General features: G+C 68.6%; 20 protein-coding genes. 8 read left to right on the top strand and 12 right to left on the bottom strand.

Translation table 11 applies throughout. From position 1 onward, the window contains the following. Positions 1-46 precede the first annotated feature (46 nt). Complete coding sequence (locus tag ACLBW1_RS15195) at positions 47-487, bottom strand: MarR family winged helix-turn-helix transcriptional regulator (protein WP_447812640.1); 441 nt, start codon at positions 485-487, stop codon at positions 47-49. A gap of 62 nt (positions 488-549) precedes the next feature. Here ACLBW1_RS15195 and ACLBW1_RS15190 point away from each other — a divergent pair, with 62 nt between their 5' ends. After that, positions 550-1,290 (top strand): SDR family oxidoreductase, encoded by a 741-nt coding sequence (locus ACLBW1_RS15190; RefSeq protein ID WP_447812639.1) that lies wholly within the window; start codon positions 550-552, stop codon positions 1,288-1,290. Between the two features lie 87 nt (positions 1,291-1,377). Here ACLBW1_RS15190 and nrdF read toward each other — a convergent pair whose 3' ends face one another. From nrdF to ACLBW1_RS15165, 5 genes are all read right to left on the bottom strand, one after another. Further along, positions 1,378-2,382: a class 1b ribonucleoside-diphosphate reductase subunit beta gene (nrdF, locus tag ACLBW1_RS15185; RefSeq protein ID WP_447812638.1), complete on the bottom strand. Its 1,005-nt coding sequence runs from the start codon at positions 2,380-2,382 to the stop codon at positions 1,378-1,380. A 70-nt stretch (positions 2,383-2,452) separates the two neighbouring features. After that, positions 2,453-4,654, bottom strand: coding sequence for a class 1b ribonucleoside-diphosphate reductase subunit alpha (gene nrdE, locus ACLBW1_RS15180; RefSeq protein ID WP_447812637.1), 2,202 nt, complete (start codon positions 4,652-4,654; stop codon positions 2,453-2,455). Positions 4,655-4,772: 118 nt separating this feature from the next. Next, complete coding sequence (gene nrdI, locus ACLBW1_RS15175; protein WP_447812636.1) at positions 4,773-5,291, bottom strand: class Ib ribonucleoside-diphosphate reductase assembly flavoprotein NrdI; 519 nt, start codon at positions 5,289-5,291, stop codon at positions 4,773-4,775. A gap of 62 nt (positions 5,292-5,353) precedes the next feature. Beyond that, on the bottom strand, positions 5,354-5,587 hold the full coding sequence (locus ACLBW1_RS15170) for a redoxin NrdH (protein ID WP_045823416.1): 234 nt from the start codon (positions 5,585-5,587) through the stop codon (positions 5,354-5,356). A gap of 370 nt (positions 5,588-5,957) precedes the next feature. After that, a complete protein-coding gene (locus tag ACLBW1_RS15165; RefSeq protein ID WP_447812983.1) occupies positions 5,958-6,515 on the bottom strand; it encodes an NAD(P)H-dependent oxidoreductase in 558 nt (185 codons plus the stop codon). A 267-nt stretch (positions 6,516-6,782) separates the two neighbouring features. Here ACLBW1_RS15165 and ACLBW1_RS15160 point away from each other — a divergent pair, with 267 nt between their 5' ends. Next, a complete protein-coding gene (locus ACLBW1_RS15160; RefSeq protein WP_447812982.1) occupies positions 6,783-7,367 on the top strand; it encodes a TetR/AcrR family transcriptional regulator in 585 nt (194 codons plus the stop codon). Here the strand turns inward: ACLBW1_RS15160 and manA are convergent. The 3 genes from manA to ACLBW1_RS15145 are packed head-to-tail and all read right to left on the bottom strand — an operon-like array spanning position 7,351 to position 11,179. Next, the gene (manA, locus tag ACLBW1_RS15155) at positions 7,351-8,637 is read right to left on the bottom strand and encodes a mannose-6-phosphate isomerase, class I (protein ID WP_447812981.1); all 1,287 of its coding nucleotides are present in this window, start codon (positions 8,635-8,637) and stop codon (positions 7,351-7,353) included. The genes ACLBW1_RS15160 and manA overlap by 17 nt on opposite strands. After that, positions 8,637-9,755, bottom strand: a complete 1,119-nt coding sequence (locus tag ACLBW1_RS15150) for a hypothetical protein (RefSeq protein ID WP_447812635.1) — start codon at positions 9,753-9,755, stop codon at positions 8,637-8,639. The genes manA and ACLBW1_RS15150 overlap by 1 nt, the downstream gene beginning before the upstream one ends. After that, positions 9,755-11,179, bottom strand: coding sequence for a phosphomannomutase/phosphoglucomutase (locus tag ACLBW1_RS15145; protein WP_447812634.1), 1,425 nt, complete (start codon positions 11,177-11,179; stop codon positions 9,755-9,757). The genes ACLBW1_RS15150 and ACLBW1_RS15145 overlap by 1 nt, the downstream gene beginning before the upstream one ends. A 77-nt stretch (positions 11,180-11,256) precedes the next feature. Between ACLBW1_RS15145 and ACLBW1_RS15140 the strand changes: the two genes are divergently transcribed. Further along, on the top strand, positions 11,257-12,330 hold the full coding sequence (locus ACLBW1_RS15140; RefSeq protein ID WP_447812633.1) for a phosphatase PAP2 family protein: 1,074 nt from the start codon (positions 11,257-11,259) through the stop codon (positions 12,328-12,330). Here the strand turns inward: ACLBW1_RS15140 and ACLBW1_RS15135 are convergent. Continuing rightward, a complete protein-coding gene (locus tag ACLBW1_RS15135; RefSeq protein ID WP_447812632.1) occupies positions 12,297-12,752 on the bottom strand; it encodes a DUF3499 domain-containing protein in 456 nt (151 codons plus the stop codon). The genes ACLBW1_RS15140 and ACLBW1_RS15135 overlap by 34 nt on opposite strands. Positions 12,753-12,849: 97 nt before the next feature. Here ACLBW1_RS15135 and ACLBW1_RS15130 point away from each other — a divergent pair, with 97 nt between their 5' ends. Beyond that, positions 12,850-13,365, top strand: a complete 516-nt coding sequence (locus ACLBW1_RS15130) for a metallopeptidase family protein (RefSeq protein ID WP_447812631.1) — start codon at positions 12,850-12,852, stop codon at positions 13,363-13,365. A gap of 58 nt (positions 13,366-13,423) precedes the next feature. Here ACLBW1_RS15130 and ACLBW1_RS15125 read toward each other — a convergent pair whose 3' ends face one another. Beyond that, positions 13,424-13,705 carry a WhiB family transcriptional regulator gene (locus tag ACLBW1_RS15125; protein WP_447812980.1) on the bottom strand — a complete coding sequence of 94 codons (282 nt, stop codon included), beginning with the start codon at positions 13,703-13,705 and terminating at the stop codon, positions 13,424-13,426. Between the two features lie 492 nt (positions 13,706-14,197). On the opposite strand from ACLBW1_RS15125, the gene cofD reads away from it, so the two are divergent. The 3 genes from cofD to ACLBW1_RS15110 are packed head-to-tail and all read left to right on the top strand — an operon-like array spanning position 14,198 to position 17,149. Beyond that, a complete protein-coding gene (gene cofD / locus ACLBW1_RS15120; protein WP_447812630.1) occupies positions 14,198-15,202 on the top strand; it encodes a 2-phospho-L-lactate transferase in 1,005 nt (334 codons plus the stop codon). After that, entirely contained in the window at positions 15,192-16,571 is a 1,380-nt protein-coding gene (locus tag ACLBW1_RS15115) for a coenzyme F420-0:L-glutamate ligase (protein WP_447812629.1), read from the top strand. The genes cofD and ACLBW1_RS15115 overlap by 11 nt, the downstream gene beginning before the upstream one ends. Next, positions 16,568-17,149, top strand: a complete 582-nt coding sequence (locus ACLBW1_RS15110; protein ID WP_447812628.1) for an NUDIX hydrolase — start codon at positions 16,568-16,570, stop codon at positions 17,147-17,149. Before ACLBW1_RS15115 ends, ACLBW1_RS15110 begins: the two co-directional genes overlap by 4 nt. On the opposite strand, the gene glgC is transcribed toward ACLBW1_RS15110, so the two are convergent. Continuing rightward, a complete protein-coding gene (gene glgC / locus ACLBW1_RS15105; RefSeq protein ID WP_447812627.1) occupies positions 17,136-18,353 on the bottom strand; it encodes a glucose-1-phosphate adenylyltransferase in 1,218 nt (405 codons plus the stop codon). The genes ACLBW1_RS15110 and glgC overlap by 14 nt on opposite strands. Positions 18,354-18,481: 128 nt before the next feature. Between glgC and glgA the strand changes: the two genes are divergently transcribed. Further along, positions 18,482-19,654 (top strand): glycogen synthase, encoded by a 1,173-nt coding sequence (gene glgA / locus ACLBW1_RS15100; RefSeq protein ID WP_447812626.1) that lies wholly within the window; start codon positions 18,482-18,484, stop codon positions 19,652-19,654. Positions 19,655-19,662 lie beyond the last annotated feature (8 nt).

Genomic DNA, 19,662 nt, shown 5'->3' with positions numbered 1-19,662 from the left:
TCCGCTTACAAGCGGAGCGCCTCCGCATAGGTGGAGCGCTTGTCGTTCACTCGGCCAGGAGTGACTCGAACGCCGAGGCGAGTGCCGCGCGCTGATCCGCGGTCACCTTGTCGGTGAGGTTCGACCGGATCGACTCCGCGTGCGCCGGTCGGGCCGGTACCAGGGCGCGCTGACCGGCATCGGTGATGCTGACAGCGACCGTTGCCGCCTCGGCCGTGCCCCGCGTCACCAGGCCCCGCTTCTCCATGCGGGTGATCTGATGCGACAGGCGGCTCTTGTTCCACCGCATCGACGTGGCGAGCTCAAACTGACGCAGTGTCCCGTCGCCGAGATCGACGAGACGCGTCAGCACCCCGAACTCCGGTCCGGTGAGGTCGGATGCGGCGAGGATGTCGCGCTCGACCGCGGCGTTCACCTTCTCCCCCACCAGCTTGAACTGATGCCACAGTGCGAGTTCGGCCGTGGTGAGGCGGGCGCGCGACGTCATACGAGCCACCGTATCGGCCCGTAGGTTGTCATGACAACCGCGCGGAGCCTACTGTGGTTGTCATGACAACCCCTCCTGCAACCTCTGCCATAGTCACCGGAGCATCCCGATCGATCGGCCGCGCCATCGCCGAGCGCCTCGCCCGTGACGGACACCCGGTGGTGGTGAACTACTCCCGCGACGCGGCCGGAGCGCACGAGACGGTGCGATCGATCGTCGAGGCCGGCGGCAGGGCGATCGCGGCGCGGGGCGACGTCGCGTCGGCCGCGGACACCGAGGAGTTGTTCGCCACGGCACGAACGGAATTCGGCGAGGTGGGGATCCTGGTCAACAACGCCGGTGTCAGCGTCCTGGGCGAGCTGTCCGACCTCGACGACGACGCCTACGACCGTGTCTTCGACGTCAGCGCACGCGGTACCTACACCGGGTTGCGCTCGGCGGCCCGCCATCTCGCCGACGGCGGCCGGATCGTGAATCTCTCGAGCACCGCCGTCGCCGTCACCACGCCGCGGATGGGCGTCTACCTGGCGGCGAAGGCCGCGGTGGAGACGTTCACCCGGGTCGCGGCGAAAGAGTTCGCCCCACGCGGGATCACCGTCAACGCGGTGGCGCCGGGCCTCGTGCGGTCGGAGATGTTCGCCGACGGCAAGACCCCCGAACAGCTCGCGGCGATCGAGAAGGCCTCCCCCGCAGGTCGACTCGGCGAGGTGGGCGAGATCGCCGACGCCGTCGCCCTGCTCACCTCACCGGAGGCGAGCTGGATCAGTGGACAGATCATCCGCGTGAACGGTGGCGTCGCCTGAAATGCGTCACACACGCTCCGGTTACGAAGAGACGCTCCGCTTACAAGCGGAGCGTCTCTTCAGAAGTGGAGCGTTTGTCGTAGAAACTCAGAAGTCCCAGTCGTCGTCTTCGGTGTTGACGGCCTTGCCGATGACGTACGAGCTGCCCGACCCGGAGAAGAAGTCGTGGTTCTCGTCGGCGTTGGGTGACAGCGCCGAGAGGATCGCCGGGTTCACGTCGGTCTCGTCACGCGGGAACATCGCCTCGTAGCCCAGGTTCATCAGGGCCTTGTTGGCGTTGTAGCGCAGGAACTTCTTGACGTCCTCGGTGAGCCCGACCTCGTCGTAGAGGGTCTCGGTGTAGTCGGTCTCGTTGTCGTACAGCTCGAACAGCAGCTCGAAGGTGTAGTCCTTGAGCTCCTGGCGACGCTCGGGGGTGCACACCTCCAGCGCACGCTGGTACTTGTAGCCGATGTAGTACCCGTGCACGGCCTCGTCGCGGATGATCAGTCGGATGAGATCGGCTGTGTTGGTGAGCTTTGCGCGGCTCGACCAGTACATCGGCAGGTAGAAGCCCGAGTAGAACAGGAACGACTCGAGCAGCGTCGAGGCGACCTTGCGCTTGAGCGGGTCGTCGCCACGGTAGTAGTCCATGACGATGTTGGCCTTGCGCTGGACGTTGACGTTCTCCTCCGACCAGCGGAACGCCTCGTCGATGTCCTTGGTGGAGCACAGCGTCGAGAAGATCGAGCTGTAGCTCTTGGCGTGCACCGACTCCATGAACGCGATGTTGGTGAGCACCGCCTCCTCGTGCGGGGTGGCCGCATCGGGGATCAGCGAGACCGCACCGACGGTGCCCTGGATGGTGTCGAGCAGCGTAAGGCCGGTGAACACCCGCATGGTGAGCTGCTTCTCGAGCTCGGTGAGCGTGCCCCACGACGGGATGTCGTTGGACACCGGCACCTTCTCGGGCAGCCAGAAGTTGCCGGTCAGGCGCTCCCAGACCTCGGCGTCCTTCTCGTCGGGGACGCGGTTCCAGTTGATCGCCGAGACCCGGCTGACCAGCTTGATGGGCGCGCCGTCGGCGGGCGAATGGCTCTGTGCGGTGGTCATCGTGCGCTCCTGCTGATCAATTCGGACGTGAAAGTGGTTGCGAGGCGTGGGTTCTCCGACATGCGGGGCGTCACAACATGCATGAGACGCAGCCCTCGACCTCGGTGCCCTCCAGCGCGAGCTGTCGTAGGCGGATGTAGTACAGCGTCTTGATGCCCTTGCGCCATGCGTAGATCTGCGCCTTGTTGACGTCGCGGGTGGTGGCGGTGTCCTTGAAGAACAGGGTGAGGCTCAGACCCTGGTCGACGTGCTGCGTCGCCGCGGCGTAGGTGTCGATGATCTTCTCGTAGCCGATCTCGTACGCGTCCTGGTAGTAGTCCAGGTTGTCGTTCGTCATGTACGGCGCCGGGTAGTACACGCGGCCGATCTTGCCTTCCTTGCGGATCTCGACCTTTGCGGCCACCGGGTGGATCGAGCTGGTGGAGTGGTTGATGTAGCTGATCGACCCGGTCGGCGGCACGGCCTGCAGGTTCTGGTTGTAGATGCCGTGCTCCCGCACCGACGCCCGCAGCTGACGCCAGTCGTCCTGGGTCGGGATGTGCACGCCGGCCTCGGAGAACAGCTCCGCGACACGTGCGGTGGCCGGCTCCCACGCGCGATCGGTGTACTTGTCGAAGAACTCGCCGCTGGCGTACTTCGACTTCTCGAACCCACCGAACGAACGTCCCCGCTCCTTGGCGATGAGGTTCGACGCACGGATCGCGTGGAACAGCACCGTGTAGAAGTAGATGTTCGTGAAGTCGATGCCCTCCTCGCTGCCGTAGTAGACGCGCTCGCGGGCGAGGTAACCGTGCAGGTTCATCTGGCCGAGGCCGATCGCGTGAGAGCTGTTGTTGCCCTCCTGGATCGACGGGACCGAGGTGATCGCGGTCTGATCGCTCACCGCGGTGAGGCCACGGATGGAGGTCTCGATGGTCTGCCCGAAGTCGGGCGAGTCCATCGTCTTCGCGATGTTCAGCGACCCGAGGTTGCACGAGATGTCCTTGCCCACCGTGGAGTAGGACAGATCGTCGTTGAACGTCGACGCGGTCGAGACCTGGAGGATCTCCGAGCACAGGTTCGAGTGCGTGATCTTGCCGTCGATCGGGTTGGCGCGGTTCACCGTGTCCTCGAACATGATGTACGGGTAGCCCGACTCGAACTGCAGCTCGGCGAGGGTCTGGAAGAACTCGCGCGCCTTGATCTTGGTCTTGCGGATCCGACGGTCCTCGACCATCTCGTGGTACTTGTCGGTCACGTTGATGTCGGCGAACGGCACCCCGTAGACGCGCTCCACGTCGTACGGGCTGAACAGGTACATGTCGTCGTTGCGCTTGGCGAGTTCGAAGGTGATGTCGGGGATCACGACGCCCAGCGACAGCGTCTTGATGCGGATCTTCTCGTCGGCGTTCTCGCGCTTGGTGTCGAGGAAGCGGTAGATGTCGGGGTGGTGCGCGTGCAGGTACACCGCGCCGGCACCCTGACGGGCACCGAGCTGGTTGGCGTAGCTGAACGAGTCCTCGAGCAGCTTCATGATCGGGATGACGCCCGAGGACTGGTTCTCGATCTTCTTGATCGGCGCACCGTGCTCGCGGATGTTGCTGAGCAGCAACGCGACTCCGCCGCCGCGCTTGGACAGCTGCAGCGCGGAGTTGATGGAGCGACCGATCGACTCCATGTTGTCCTCGATGCGGAGCAGGAAGCACGAGACAGGCTCGCCGCGCTGCTTCTTGCCCGAGTTGAGGAACGTCGGGGTGGCCGGCTGGAACCGACCGGAGATGATCTCGTCGACGAGGTTGCGCGCGAGGTCGGGATCGCCGTCGGCGAGCGTCATCGCGACCATGCAGACGCGGTCCTCGAAGCGCTCGAGGTAGCGCTTCCCGTCGAACGTCTTGAGCGTGTACGAGGTGTAGTACTTGAACGCCCCCAGGAAGGTGGGGAACCGGAACTTCTTCTTGTAGGCGTAGCCGAAGAGGTCCTTGACGAACTCACGGTCGTAGCGCTCGAGGACCTCGGGCTCGTAGTAGTTCTCCTCCACGAGGTAGTCGAGCTTCTCGTCGAGATCGTGGAAGAAGACGGTGTTCTGGTTGACGTGCTGCAGGAAGTACTGGTTCGCCGCCTCGCGATCCTTCTCGAACTGGATCTTCCCGTCCGCGTCGTACAGGTTGAGCATCGCGTTGAGCGAGTGGTAGTCCATCTCGCCCGGCTCGTGCCCGGCGGGACCCGGGTGCACACCCGAGCTGCTCGCCGAGGCGTCGGTCGCGTCTTTGACGGGGGTAACGGTTGGCGACACTGGAGTGCTCCTGTATTCGGGTTGCGTACGAATTGGCGACATCACGCGGGGGGACGTGACGAGAAGTTGTGGGTACGAATCGATCTGATCGTCGACAGCCCGGTCGCGAGGTCGGGGATCAGCAGGCGGTGGGCACGCGGGCGGCCTGTGGTTGCCGATCGGCGGCGAAGCCGGCCAGACCGGCGCGCACCCGTTCGACATCCTCGACGGTGCCCATCAGTTCGAAACGGTAGAGATACGGGACCCGGCACTTGGCCGCGATGACATCTCCGGCGTGGCAGAACTCCTCGCCGAAGTTCGTGTTCCCCGCAGCGATCACGCCGCGGATCAACGAACGGTTGTGCTCGTCGTTCAGGAAGCGGATGACCTGCTTGGGCACGAAGCCCCCGGTCGCACGGATCGGGCCGTCACCCGCCTGCGACGGCTTGCCGCCGCCGTAGGTCGGACAGATCAACACGTACGGCTCGTCGACGGTGATGGTGCCGGCGGAGACCGGGATCCGCACCGACCGCATGCCCAGCTTCTCCACGAACCGGTGCGTGTTCTCCGAGACGCTCGAGAAGTACACGATCAACGGGTCGGGCGAGATCGGGAGAGGCGAGATCACCGTCGGGAGGTCGGGTGTCGTGACGGGCACGATGGACCTCCTCGAGCGGGTGGGACGACGGACGTGAGAAGCGTTGGGGAACGTCGGGACGATCAGGCGGCGACGGTGGCGAGCGCCTTGATGCGGTCGGGACGGAAGCCCGACCAGTGATCGTCACCGACCACCACGACGGGCGCCTGCAGGTAGCCCAGCGCCATCACGTAGTCGCGGGCCTCGTCGTCGACGCTGATGTCGACGATCTCGTACTCCAGCCCCTGCTTGTCGAGTGCCTTGTAGGTGGCGTTGCACTGCACGCAAGCCGGCTTCGTGTAGACGGTGATGCCCATGGATTTCTCCTCGAGATGGTGACGCTGCGGTGGTCGCGACGGTGATGACAACGGCCCGGGATGTAGCGGTGATGACAGTTATGTGATTCGGGCGAGAGGGGGTCGTCGTGACGCGCGGCTGACGTGCTCTCTCGGTCTGCAAAACACTACACCTAGTGGGTGACATCTGTCAGCAACACAACAGGTTGCGAATGACAATCATGGAAGTCGCAGGTCGCAGCCCTTTCGTCCGGCATGGCGTCGGCGTGTCGCAGGTCACAGTAGGCCGCACATACGACAGTGGCGGCACCACATGTCGTGATGCCGCCACAGCGTCGGCGCAGGCCACCCCCGTCGCGTCGAGATCAGGGGGTTCGAGAGGGGTCTCGGATCAGGCCGCGACACCCACCGCACTGGTGAGGTCGGCGACCGCATCACGCACCTGTTCGACGATCTCCGGGACCTGCGAGACGGTCCGCTCGCCCAACTCCGAGGTCGCGATGCCCACCTCGACACTCTCGACGACCCTGCCGCCCGCGACCCCGAGCGACTTGCGCGCGTCGTCCAGTGACCACTTCCCGGCGTAGCGACCCAGCGAGGCGCCGATGGCCGCCACCGGCTTGTCTTTCAACGCACCCGCACCGTAGGGCCGCGACGCCCAGTCGATTGCGTTCTTGACCACCGCCGGCATCGTGCCGTTGTACTCCGGGGTCACGATCAGCACCGCGTCGGCGGCGTCGATGGCCGCGCGCAGATCGGAGACAGCCGGATCGAGGGGTTCGACGTCGAGGTCCTCGTTGTAGAACGGCACCGCCGCGAGTCCCTCGACGATCTCGACGTGGACCGACTCCGGTGCGGTCGACACGGCGACCTCCGCCAGTTCCCGGTTGATCGAACCCGCCCGCAGGCTTCCCACCAACACCGCGATCCGCGTCGTGTCCTCTGACACCATCACCACTCCTCGCTCTCCGGCCGTCTTCTCCGGCCTGTCGATCTCTGCTGTATCTCGAGGCGCGCGTGCCGCACTGCACCGCACCGTCATGTAAACGGACCGAGGTCCGAATACATTCCGGTCGGACCGGACCGATACGCTGGGGCAATGTCAGGTGAACGCTCGTCCAGGACGCCCGACGCCGTCGGCGCCCCGGCCGACAGGCGACGTGCACGCTCCGCGGCGCCGCTGCCCGACCTGCCCCTGGGCACCACCGCGCTGCCGATGGCCGGGCCCGGTGCGGGCGAACGTGCCGACGCCGGCCGCAACCGGCTGCTGCTCCTCGACGCCGCCAAACGCCTGATCGACAACCACGGTGCCGCCGCGGTGACGATGGACGAGGTGGCCCGTGCCGCGGGGGTCGGCAAGGGAACGGTGTTCCGTCGTTTCGGCAGCCGCGCCGGCCTGATGCTGGCACTCCTCGACCACTCCGAATCGGAGATGCAGCGGGCCTTCATGACCGGCCCCCCTCCCCTCGGTCCGGGCGCCACTCCGCGCGAGCGACTCGTCGCCTACGGCCTCGCCCGACTGGCCATGGTGTGTGCTCATCTCGACGTCCTGGTGGAGGCCGACGATGCGGCCGGCCCCGACCGACTGTCACACCCCGCGCGTCAGGTGTCGGTAATGCACGTCCGGGCGCTGTTGCGCGACATGGGTTTCGCGCCGGTCGACGAGGCGCTGAGCCTCGCGGTGCTCGCGCCGTTGGAGGCTGCGGCGATCCATCACCTCACCGAGCACGAGGGACTGAGCATCGACGAGATCGGTCACCAGTGGGAGCGGCTCGTCAGCTCGCTCACGCCCGCGAACTGAGCCCGGCTCCGTCGGTGACCCGCACGTCGTCGGCAGCGTGACGCGGGGCGGGTACCAGGGCACGGAAGAAGACCGAGGAACTCGACGCGGCGCGCACGACCACATCGGGGTCGGCGTCGCCCAGCCACAGCGAGCGACCGGCCGAGACCGACACCACCTCACCGGAGTGCGAGCGCACATCGATGGCCCCGTCGATGACGGTGAGGATCTGCGGTCCGGCGGCGTCGAGCGAGATCGACGACGACCGCTGCAGTCCGGTCCCGTCGAGAGCGATCCGCGACAGTCGGAACTCCGGCGCGGGGGTGCTGTAGATCTTCTCGGCGCCGAGCACGTGGATGTGCGGGTGCAGGTCGGACGGGGCCGACGGCGCGAAGTCGAGGACCGCGAGCAGCTCGGGCACGTCCATGTGCTTGGGGGTCAACCCACCACGTAACACGTTGTCGGAGTTGGCCATCACCTCCACCGCCGTTCCCCGCAGGTAGGCGTGCAGGTTGCCCGCACCGAGGTACAGCCCGTCGCCCGGACTCAGCCGCAACCGATTCAGCAGGAGCACTGTGAGCACCCCGGGGTCCAGCGGATAGGCCTCACCGAGCTCGAGGACCGTCTGCAGTTCGGCGGCGAAACGGCGGTCACCGCGGTTGAGGTAGGCGATCGCGCCGTCGAGTACGGCCGGGATGAGGGCGTGCAGGATCGCATCGGGCAGCGTGATCCAGGTGGTGAACAGGGCGCGCAGTCCGTGCGAATCGGGCTGTCCCGCAAGCAGACCCAGGTAGGGGTCGAGCTGGGCGACCTGCAGGTCACGCAGCAGGTCGACGGTGGTGGCGGGGTCGCGGAACCCGGCGAGGGCGTCGAACTCGGTGAGCGCCACCACCAGCTCGGGCTTGTGGTTGTCGTCGCGGTAGTTGCGGTCCGGTGCGTCGAGGGGGATGCCGGCCGCGTTCTCCCGGGCGAAGCCGGCGCGCGCCTGCGCCAGGGTGGGATGGGCCTGCAACGACAGGGGCTCGTCGGCCGCGAGGACCTTGAGCAGGAACGGCAGCCGGTTGCCGAAGGCGTCCGCGCATGCCGACCCCAGTTGCGCGGCGGGGTCGGTCTCGATCACCGACAGCAGGTCGACGTCGTGGTCCACCGCGCGGGCGGGGGCGGCGGGATGGGCACCGAACCACAGCTCGGCCTCGGGATGTGCCGAGGGTGTCGGCAGACCACGCAGCGCCGCCAGCGCGGTCCGCGATCCCCAGGCGTAGGGCCGCACGACGCCCTCGAGCAGGTGCATCACACCGCCCCGATCAGCCGCAGGTAGACCGCCGCCATCTCGATCCGCAATGCCGCCACCAGAAGTGGCGCGATGTCGGCGGGGGTGTCGATCCCCTCGAGTCCGACCGGCGAACCGGGCGTGAGGGGCGCGGCGGGTCCGGCACCGCCCGCGGGGCCGACCTCCACCACGTCGGCGTCGGTGAGCACCGACATCCGCTGGTGCAGCGACCACTCGCGGCCGGGGGTGGTGATGACCTGCACACGAACGGCCGGACCGCCTGCGGGACCATCGAATTCGGGGTCGTGGAAGATCGAGTCGGCGGCCGCGGCCGAGGGTTCCGGCCGCGCGGCCTGAGCGGCCACGGCCTCGACGAGGTCGCATCCGACGCCGCCCACACCGGCGACGGCGTGCACCGTCCGCGAGGCGTGCACGGCCAGCACCGTCGCCGCCGGGGTGTCCCCCGCCCACACGACGGGCCGCCCGGCGATCCGCGACGCGAGTCCCTTGGCCGCGTTGTGGAAGACCTCGTTGTCGGGGTGGGCGGCACCGGCCTCGTCGTCGAGTGCCTCGGCCAGCGTCGACAGATCGAGGTCGGGACCTGCCGTGCGCACCGCGCGCAGCGCACGGATCACCGCACTGAGCGCGACGACATGGCCGATGAACCGGAACTCCGGCCGCACCGGTACCCGGGGCGACAGGTCGAGGGCCGAGCCGGCCGCGGCATCGCGGATCGGTCCCTCCATCGGCGCGTCGACGACGACCTCGGCGCGCCGACGCACCGAACGCGCCGCGGCGTCGGCCAGAGCCATGTCGCCGGCGTCGTCGCCGGACACCACCACGACGTCGAGGGGACCGATCCATCCGGGGAGGGTGTCGGCCACGACGACCGGCACATCGGTCCGGGCGGCGAGGGTCGCGACGACGAGGTCGGCGGCGCGCCGCGCCGTCCCGTGTCCGGTGACGATCACCAGCGCGCGGGGTCGCAGATCGGCCAAGGGCGCCAACACCTGCTCGTCGACGGCCGCGGCGACGGCCCGCACCTGCGCCCCGGCGAGCGCGGCGGCGCGCAGCAACCCGTGGACGTCGGCGGACTGCAGCCGTGTGACGTCGTCGAGGTCGGGTGCGCCGGTGAGCATCAGATCAGCGTATCGGCACTCACAGGGCGAACGATGGCGAGAATTCGATCGACCAGGTCATCGACACGTGCGGCGTCGGGCGCCTCGGCGTTCAGGCGCAGCAGGGGTTCGGTGTTGGAGGCTCGCAGGTTGAACCACGATCCGTCGTCGAGGCTCACCGTGACGCCGTCGAGCGAGTCGACGTCGGTGGTCTCGGCGGCGAAGTCGGCGACCACCGCCGCGGTGCTCGCGGCGGCGTCGGCGACGGTCGAGTTGATCTCCCCGGAGGCGTGGTAGCGCTCGTAGGAGGCGAACAGCTCCGAGGCCGGGACGTCGGTCTCGCCGAGCGCGGCGAGCACGTGCATCGCGGCGAGCATGCCCGAGTCGGCGCCCCAGAAGTCACGGAAGTAGTAGTGCGCGGAGTGTTCGCCACCGAACACCGCGCCTGTCTGCGCCATCTGCGCCTTGATGAAGGAGTGGCCGACCCGGGTCCGCACGGGGGTCCCACCGAGTTCGGTGACCAGCTCGGGGACGGCGCGGGAGGTGATGAGGTTGTGGATGATCGTCGCGCCGGGGTTCTTGCCGAGCTCACGGGCGGCGACGAGGCCGGTCACCGCCGACGGGGACACGGGGTCGCCCTTCTCGTCGACGACGAAACAGCGGTCGGCGTCCCCGTCGAACGCCAACCCGATGTCGGCGCCGGTGTCGCGGACGAACTGCTGCAGGTCGACGAGGTTCGCCGGGTCGAGCGGGTTCGCCTCGTGGTTGGGGAAGGTGCCGTCGAGTTCGAAGTAGAGTGAACGCACAGTGAACACCGGGGAATCACCCAGGACCGCCGGGACGGTGTGTCCGCCCATGCCGTTCCCCGCGTCAACCGCGACCGTCAGCGGTCTACTACCGGAGAGATCGACGAGTTCGTGCAGATACGCCGCATAGTCCGTGAGGACGTCCTGCTCGCTGACGGTGCCGCGCGCACCCTCGTACGGAGCCGTCCCGGTGACGAGCTCGGCCGCGATCGTCGCCAGTCCCGTGTCCTGTCCGACAGGCTTGGCCCCGGCCCGGCAGAGCTTGATGCCGTTGTAGGCGGCGGGGTTGTGGCTCGCGGTGAACATGGCGCCCGGTCGATCGAGGCGACCGGAGGCGAAATACAGCTGATCGGTCGACGCGAGACCGATGAGGACGACGTCCACACCCTGCTCGCACACGCCCTCGGCGAACGCCCGGGAGAGCTCCGGCGAGGAGTCGCGCATGTCGTGTCCGACGACGATCGAGGTCGCACCGTCGGCGCGCACCAGGCGGGCGAACGCACGGCCCACGTCGGCGACGAAGGGCGCGTCGATCTGCTCTCCCACCAGGCCACGGACGTCGTAGGCCTTCACCACCGCGGCCACGGATTCGGTGGTCCGTTCGGTGGTGACGCGGTCATCCCCGGTCGGGTCTGGCACGGTGACTCTCCTCGGTGTGACGTCGATGAAGCGGACTCGCTCCGCGCAGGGGTCAGCCTAGTCGCAGGAGCCTGCCGATGACCGACCTGCGATCACCGCCGCAGAGCGGGCCCGACACCGGTGCGGCGACGTCGTCGCCCGCAACGGTGCGGTTGCGGCGGGTCGCGATCGTCGTGTGGGCGTTGGTCGTTGCGACCCTCGCCGGCACGAGGGTGATGTCGTTCGGGTTCGTCCCGATCATGGCCGTGGTGGTCACCGGGCTGGCGGCGGCGAGCATCGGTCGACGCAATCCGCTCCTGGTGCTGCGCGACTGGTTGCCCTTCGGCCTCGTGCTGTTCGCCTACGAGAGCACGCGGGGCACCGCGGCCTTCCTCGGGATGCCCACCCGGTGGCATCTCGCGGTCGATGCCGACCGGTGGATGTTCGGCGTGGTCCCCACGGTGTGGCTGCAGGAGCATCTCAAGCATGCCGACCCGCAGTGGTGGGAGATCATCACCAGCGTCGTCTACATGTCGTACTTCATCGTCCCCTACGCGTTGGCGGGGTGGCTGTGGCTGCGCGACCGGACGGCGTGGAAGAAGTTCGTCACGCGCTTCGTGGTGCTGTTCTTCCTCGGCCTCATCGGCTACATCCTGGTGCCGGCGGCCCCGCCGTGGGCCGCCGCGCAGTGCACCGCCGAACAGGTCGTCGGCGGTCCGGCGTTCCCGCCGTGCATCACCGGCACACCCGAGAACGTGCCCGGCGGTGGCGTGTTGGGTCCGATGACCCCCGACGACCCGGCCGCGAAGCCCTTCATCGAGCGCATTTCCAGTCGCGGCTGGGATGTGTTGCACATCGGTCCGGTGCGCGACGTCATCGAGGTCGGCCAGGAGCGGTCGAACCAGGTCGCCGCCATCCCGTCGCTGCACGCCGGGTTGACCGGTCTGCTGGCGATGTTCATGTGGCGACGAGTCGGTCCGCGCGGCCGGATCCTGTGGGTGGGTTACGCCGCGGCGATGGCCTTCACGCTGGTGTACTCCGCCGAGCACTACGTGTTCGACCTGATCCTGGGGTGGTCGCTGGCCGCGCTGGTGATGGTGGGGTGCGGCGCCGTCGAGCGCGGGTGGGCCCGACGCCGTCAGTCGATCGGATCGGGGAGCACCCGGAGGTGACCGCGGCGACCGGGACGCGGCCGCGAGCGCGCGGATCCGGGTGCGGCCGTTCCGGTGCGCGTCGAGCCCTGCGCCCCTGCGCCGGTGGTCGACGACCCGACGAACGGCGACCACGAGCGGATCGACTCCGACGCCGAGCCGGCCGCCCGCAGGCCACCGGCCTCACGGACCGCCTCTGCCAACGCGGTGAGATCGTCCTCGTCGCCGGCGGGGGTCGCCCACCCTCCGGTGCTGCGCATCATCTCCCAGCCGCGCGGCACGGTGATCCGGCTGGCGTGGTCGTCACAGAGATCCCACGAGTGCGGCTCGTCGGTCGAGGCGAGCGGCCCGACGACGGCGACGGACTCGGCGTAGACGAAGGTCAACGTCGCGACCGCGGGTAGGGCACAGCCGGGCCTGCTGCACTGACGGGGGAGCCTCACCACGCGAGATTATCCCGAGCGGCCCCGCCGGGGCAGCAGACACACCGCCGCACGCCGTGTCGACCGGTCACGATCACGGCGTGCTTACACTCTCGCCATGGCACGCAGGGTTCCACCGGTCGTCTCCCGGCACCGCGGCACCGCATCGGGTCCGGGACCCACGCGGCGCCGGCGCCGTGACCGTCGCGGACGTGGACTGCGATCGAGTCTGCTGCCGCCGCAGGTCCCCGCGGCGAACACCCGCTCGGAGTCGTTCGATCTGGTGGTGCTGGAGGCGTTCGCCGAGATCGACGCGCGCTGGCACGAGCAGCTCGGCGATCTGGATCTGGCGGTCGACGAGATCCCACGGGTCCTCCCCCGCGATCCCGAGACGGTGCAGTGGCCCGACGAGGTGACCGCCGACGGCGCGATCCCACTGGCCCGACTGCTGCCGGCGGGCATCGACGCGAACGGACGCCCGTCGCGGGCACGGATAGTGATCTTCCGTCGCCCGTTGGAGAGTCGTGCGGACAAGGGAGCCGATCTGCTCGACCTCGTCCATGAGGTCCTGGTGCATCAGGTCGCCACCCACCTGGGGCTCGACGAGGACACCATCGACCCCGAACCACACTGACCCCGAACGGTTTCCACGAGGGATCAGGCGCGCGACGTGCGCGCGTGGCGCGACGGGGTCAGACGATGCCGCGCTTGAGGCGCCGACGCTCCCGCTCGGACAGGCCGCCCCAGATGCCGAACCGCTCGTCCTTGTGCAAGGCGTACTCGAGGCACTCGGCCTTCACCTCGCAGCCGGAGCAGATGCGCTTGGCCTCGCGAGTGGAGCCGCCCTTCTCGGGGAAGAACGCCTCGGGGTCGGTCTGCGCGCACAGGGCGCGGTCCTGCCACTGGTCCTCGATGTCGTCGAAGAGGGCGTCGAAGTCGTCGGGGACGAGGCTCAGGTGCGGGGTGGACGGCATGGCGGGCGCGAACGCGTGCGCTGACTGCGCGGCGCTCGTGGCCGACGGGTAGGCGTGGTTCGACGGGAATCCGTCACCCATCCGGTGCTCGAAAGTCATCGCCGGGCTCCTCGTTGATTCGTTGCGGCCGCAGGGCGACCGAGGTGGGTGATGACCGTCGCCGCAGGGGCGCAGCCGGTGCGAGAATCGTGGTGCATGGACACATCCGGTGTCACGGCATCCGGGCGAGTCGTGAGACTCGTTCGAACGTGTGATCGAACACGAAGTCGCTCAACGATTCTCGATCACAAAACGCTAATGACACTGGTGTGATTAGACACGCACGCCGGTACCGCGGTCAAGCGAAACGGCGAAATTGCTAATACCACTGCCGGTCCGGTATTCCCCGGCGCGACACCACCGGTGTGTCGCACTCACGGCGTGTCGGATGTCGGGAGTCCGGCGTCGGTGGCCACAGGCCGGTCGCCACGGCGCCCACTAGAGTGAGCGGTCGTGAAGGCAACGGTTCTCGTCGGTGGCGTCGGTGGCGCCCGATTCCTGCAGGGTGCGCGCCATCTGTTCGGCCGCACCCCCTTTCCCGCCGGAACCGAGACCACCTCGGACTCCGGGGTCACCGCCATCGTCAACGTCGGCGACGACGCGTGGATGCACGGTGTGCGCATCTGTCCCGATCTCGACACCTGCATGTACACCCTCGGCGGCGGGATCGACCTCGAGCGCGGGTGGGGCCGCACCGACGAGACCTGGAACGCCAAGGAGGAGTTGGCCGCCTACGGCGCCGACCCGGACTGGTTCGGTCTCGGTGACCGCGATCTGGCCACCCACCTCATCCGCACACAGATGCTCGACGCCGGCTACACCCTCGCCGACATCACCGAGGCCCTGTGCAAGCGGTGGCAGCCCGGTGTGCGACTGCTCCCGGTGACCGACGACCGCCACGAGACCCACGTGGTCGTCAACCGCAGCGGCGACCCCGACGACGCGAAGGTGGCCATTCATTTCCAGGAGTGGTGGGTCCGGTACCGGGCGCAGATCCCCACCCATGGCTTCGCCCAGGTCGGTTCGGAGAAGGCGACCCCCGCCGCCGGTGTCCTCGACGCCATCGCCGACGCCGACATCGTGTTGCTCGCACCCAGCAACCCCGTCGTCAGCATCGGCGCCGTCATCAGCGTCCCGGGCATCCGCGCAGCGTTGCGCGCGACCTCGGCTCCGGTGGTGGGCATCTCGCCGGTGATCGGGGGTGCCCCCCTGCGCGGCATGGCCGACGAATGTCTGTCGGTGATCGGGGTCGAGACCACGTCGGAGGCCATCGGCGCCCACTACGGCGCACGCTCGGGCACGGGCATCCTCGACGGCTGGCTGGTCGCTCCCGGCGACGGCGCCGACATCCCCGGCATCGCCACGCGCGAGGTGCCGCTGGTGATGAGCGATCCGGCGACGACGGCCCAGATGGTGCGTGACGCCTGCGATCTCGTCGGTGTCGCACATGACGGCTGATCCGCAGAACCCCGTCGCGGTCCGCGCCGCCGACCACGCCGCGACCGGCACGCTCGAGATCATCGGGGTCCGCGGTCTCCCCCGCTTCGCCGAGGGCGACGACCTCGCCGCCGCGATCGCGGCCGCAGCACCGGATCTGCGCGACGACGACGTCGTGGTGGTGACCAGCAAGGTGTTCTCGAAGATCGAGGGCCGGATGGTCACCGCACCCACCGACCCCGACGAGCGGGACACGTTGCGCCGCCGTCTGATCGAGGCCGAGTCGGTGCGGATCCTCGCGCGCAAGAACCGAACGCTCATCACCGAGAACGCATTGGGCATCGTGCAGGCGGCAGCCGGGGTCGACGGGTCGAACATCGACACCGACCAGTTGGCGCTGCTGCCGGTCGATCCCGACGCCAGCGCCCGCCGGCTGCGCGACCGACTGGCCGCCGACCCCGGCGTGCGCGTCGCGGTGATCGTCACCGACACCATGGGCCGCGCCTGGCGCAACGGCCAGATCGACGCCGCGATCGGCTCGGCCGGCATCGCGGTGACCCACCCCTACGACGGCACCGTCGACCCGCACGGCAACCCGTTGATCGTCACCGACATCGCCGTGGCCGACGAGATCGCCGCTGCGGCCGATCTGGTGAAGGGCAAGCTGAACGAGATGCCGGTCGCCATCGTCCGCGGCCTCCGACCACACGACGACGGTTCCGGCGCACGCGATCTCGTCCGCCCGGGTGACGAGGACCTGTTCTGGCTGGGGACCGCCGAGGCGATCGACCTCGGTCGTCGGCAGGCGCTGCTGACCCGTAGATCGGTTCGTGCCTTCACCGCCGATCCCGTCGAACCCGAGATCATGAACGCGGCGTTCGCCGAGGCGCTGACCGCACCCGCGCCACACCACACCCACCCCGTGCGACTGGTGTGGGTCCGCGACGGAGAACGTCGCACACGTCTGCTCGACGCAATGGCCGACCGCTGGCGCCGTGACCTCGCGGCCGACGGGCGCAGCGAGGAGTCCATCGCGCGCCGCGTCGCCCGCGGACAGCTGCTCTACGACGCCCCCGAGCTGGTGATCCCCATGCTCGCCCTCGACGGTGCACACGACTACCCCGACGCCGCGCGCACCCGTGCCGAACACACCATGTTCACCGTGGCCGTCGGGGCCGCGGTGCAGGGCCTTCTCGTCGCACTGTCGGTGCGCGGGGTGGGCAGCTGCTGGGTGGGCTCGACGATCTTCGCCGCCGACATCGTCACCGACGTCCTGGAGGTGCCCGCCGACTGGGAGCCCCTGGGCGCCATCGCGATCGGCCATCCGCGCGACACCGAAACCGGTCCTCGGCCACCGGCCGACCCGACCACCGCCGTAACGGTCCGATGACCGCGTCGAGCCTGCACACCTCGGCTGTGGAGATGCTGACCGCGTGGCCGACCACCGACCCCCATCAGGACTCCATGCGCCACACCGTGCTCGCGTTCCTCGCCGCACGTGCCGACGCCTGCCTACGTGCCTGCGCGCCCGGCCATCTCACCGCCTCGACGATGATCCTCGATCACACCGGCACACAAGCACTGCTCACGCTGCATCCCCGGGTCGGGGCGTGGATCCAGGTCGGTGGACACTGCGAGCCGGAGGACGACGGCATCGCCGACGCCGCGATGCGCGAGGCGACCGAGGAATCCGGGATCGCCGGACTGACGTTGTCGGCTCAGCCGATCGCGTTGCACACGCACCCGATCACGTGCTCGTTGGGAGTGCCCACCCGTCACCTCGACGTGCGATTCCTCGGGGTGGCACCTCCCGGGCCCGACGGCGGTCCGTCCGAGATCGTGCGCAGCGACGAATCGGTCGACCTGCGATGGTGGCCGGTCGATGCCCTGCCCGAGGGCACCCACCACGACGAGATGGCCGCGCTGGTCGCCGCGGCGCGGCGGGCCATGGGCGTCAGCCCAGTCTGACGCCCTTGCCGACGGCCACGACGCCGCCGGTGCTGATGGTGTACTTCTCGCGGTCACGCTCGAGTTCGACACCGAGGATCTCGCCGGGTCCGACCACCACGTTCTTGTCCAGGATCGCCTTGCGCACCACCGCGCCACGACCGATGCGGACACCGGGCATGAGCACACTGCCCTCGACCGTGGCGCCGTCCTCGATGATGACGTTGGAGCTCAGCACCGAATTGCGCACGGTCGCAGCGGAGATGATCGATCCGGCGCCGACGACGGACTCCTGCGCGAGACCGCCGTGCACGAACTTGGCGGGCGCGAGGTTCTCGGCCGCACCCCGGATCGGCCAGCGACGGTTGTAGAGGTTGAACACCGGGTGCACCGACACCAGGTCCATGTGGGCGTCGTAGAACGCGTCGAGGGTTCCCACGTCGCGCCAATAGCCCTTGTCGCGCTCGGTGGCGCCGGGGACCTCGTTGTCCTTGAAGTCGTAGACGAACGCCTCGCCGCGGTTGACGAACCCGGGGATGATGTCGCCGCCCATGTCGTGGTCGGAGTCACTGTCCTCGGAGTCGGCGCGGATCGCCTCGACCAGTGCCGAGGTGGTGAAGACGTAGTTGCCCATGGAGGCGAAGGTGGCCTCGGGGTCGTCGGGGGTCCCCGGCGGGTCCTTGGGCTTCTCCAGGAACTGGGTGATCCGTCCGGACTCGTCGGCGTCGATGCAGCCGAACGCGAACGCCTCGCTGCGCGGGACGCGGATGCCGGCGACGGTCGCCGCGGCACCGGAGGCGATGTGCGCCTCCACCATCTGCTCGGGATCCATCCGGTACACGTGGTCTGCACCGAAGACCACGATGTAGTCGGGCTCCTCGTCGTAGACGAGGTTGAGCGACTGGAAGATCGCGTCGGCGCTGCCGGTGTACCAGCGCGGACCGAGCCGCTGCTGCGCCGGGACCGGCGTGATGTATTCACCGTTGAAGCCCGACATCCGCCACGTCTGCGAGATGTGGCGGTCGAGCGAGTGCGATTTGTACTGGGTGAGCACGCACAGCCGCTGATACCCGGCGTTCACGAGGTTGCTCAACACGAAATCGATGAGCCGGTACGCCCCGCCGAACGGGACCGCGGGTTTCGCCCGGTCCATGGTCAAAGGGAACAAACGCTTTCCCTCACCGCCGGCGAGAACAATTCCGAGCACGTGCGGCTGTGATCTCACCCTCACAACCTATCCGCGATCTGTGCCAACGGCCACCGGTTCGGCGCCCGGCGATCCGAGGCGCGCGCCCGACACCGAGACGGCGGGCAGGGGTGCGGGTGACGGCGCGCGGGTCTAGCGTCGTCGGTATGCGAGTGGCGATGATGACCCGCGAGTACCCACCGGAGGTCTACGGCGGCGCCGGGGTCCACGTGACCGAACTGGTGCGGCATCTGCGGCCCCTGGCCGAGGTCGACGTGCACTGTATGGGCGCGCCCCGCGACACCGCCCACGTCTACACCGCCGATCCCGGATTGACCGGCGCCAACGCGGCGTTGACGACGATGTCGGCCGATCTGCGGATGGTCGCCGGTGCGGCCGAGGCCGACATCATGCATTCACACACCTGGTACACCGGTCTCGCGGGACACGTGGCCGCCGCGCTCTACGGGGTGCCCCACGTCCTCACCGCACACTCCCTCGAGCCGCGGCGCCCGTGGAAGGCCGAGCAACTCGGTGGCGGGTACCGGTTGTCGAGCTGGGCCGAGCGCAACGCCGTCGAGTACGCCGACGCGGTGATCGCTGTGAGCGCGGGCATGCGTGTCGATGTCTGCGACGCCTACCCGCGACTCGACCCCGCGCGAGTACATGTGGTGCGCAACGGCATCGACACCGCGACGTGGTTCCCCGCCGACGAACCGTTCGGCGAGCAGTCGGCCCTGCGGTCGCTCGGCGTCGATCCGGACCGCCCGATCGCGGTGTTCGTGGGCCGTATCACCCGACAGAAGGGGGTACGCCATCTCATCGCCGCAGCGCACTCCTTCGACCCCGATCTGCAGCTCGTGCTGTGCGCAGGTGCGCCCGACACTCCCGAGATCGGTGCACAGACCGCCGCAGCGGTGGCAGACCTGTCGGCGACCCGCGACGGTGTGTACTGGGTGCAGGAGATGCTCCCCACGGAGCGTGTACGGGAGATACTCTCAGCAGCAACGGTTTTCATCTGCCCCTCGATCTACGAGCCGCTGGGCATCGTGAACCTCGAGGCGATGGCGTGCGGTACCGCGGTCGTGGCGTCCGACGTCGGGGGCATCCCCGAGGTGGTGCGCGACGAGGTGACCGGTCGCCTCGTGGCCTACGACGAGTCCGATGAGCCCGGATTCGAGGCGCGTCTCGCCGCCGCGGTGAACGCGGTGGTCGCCGACCCGACGCGGGCGTCGGAGATGGGTGCGGCGGGGCGGACACGGGCCATCGAGGAGTTCTCGTGGGAGTCGATCGCCGAACAGACCATCGCCGTCTATCAGGCCGCACTCGCGGGGCGGTGACCGGACGG

Source organism: Williamsia sp. M5A3_1d, assembly GCF_053345315.1.
This window is presented reverse-complemented; position numbering and strand designations above follow the sequence as displayed.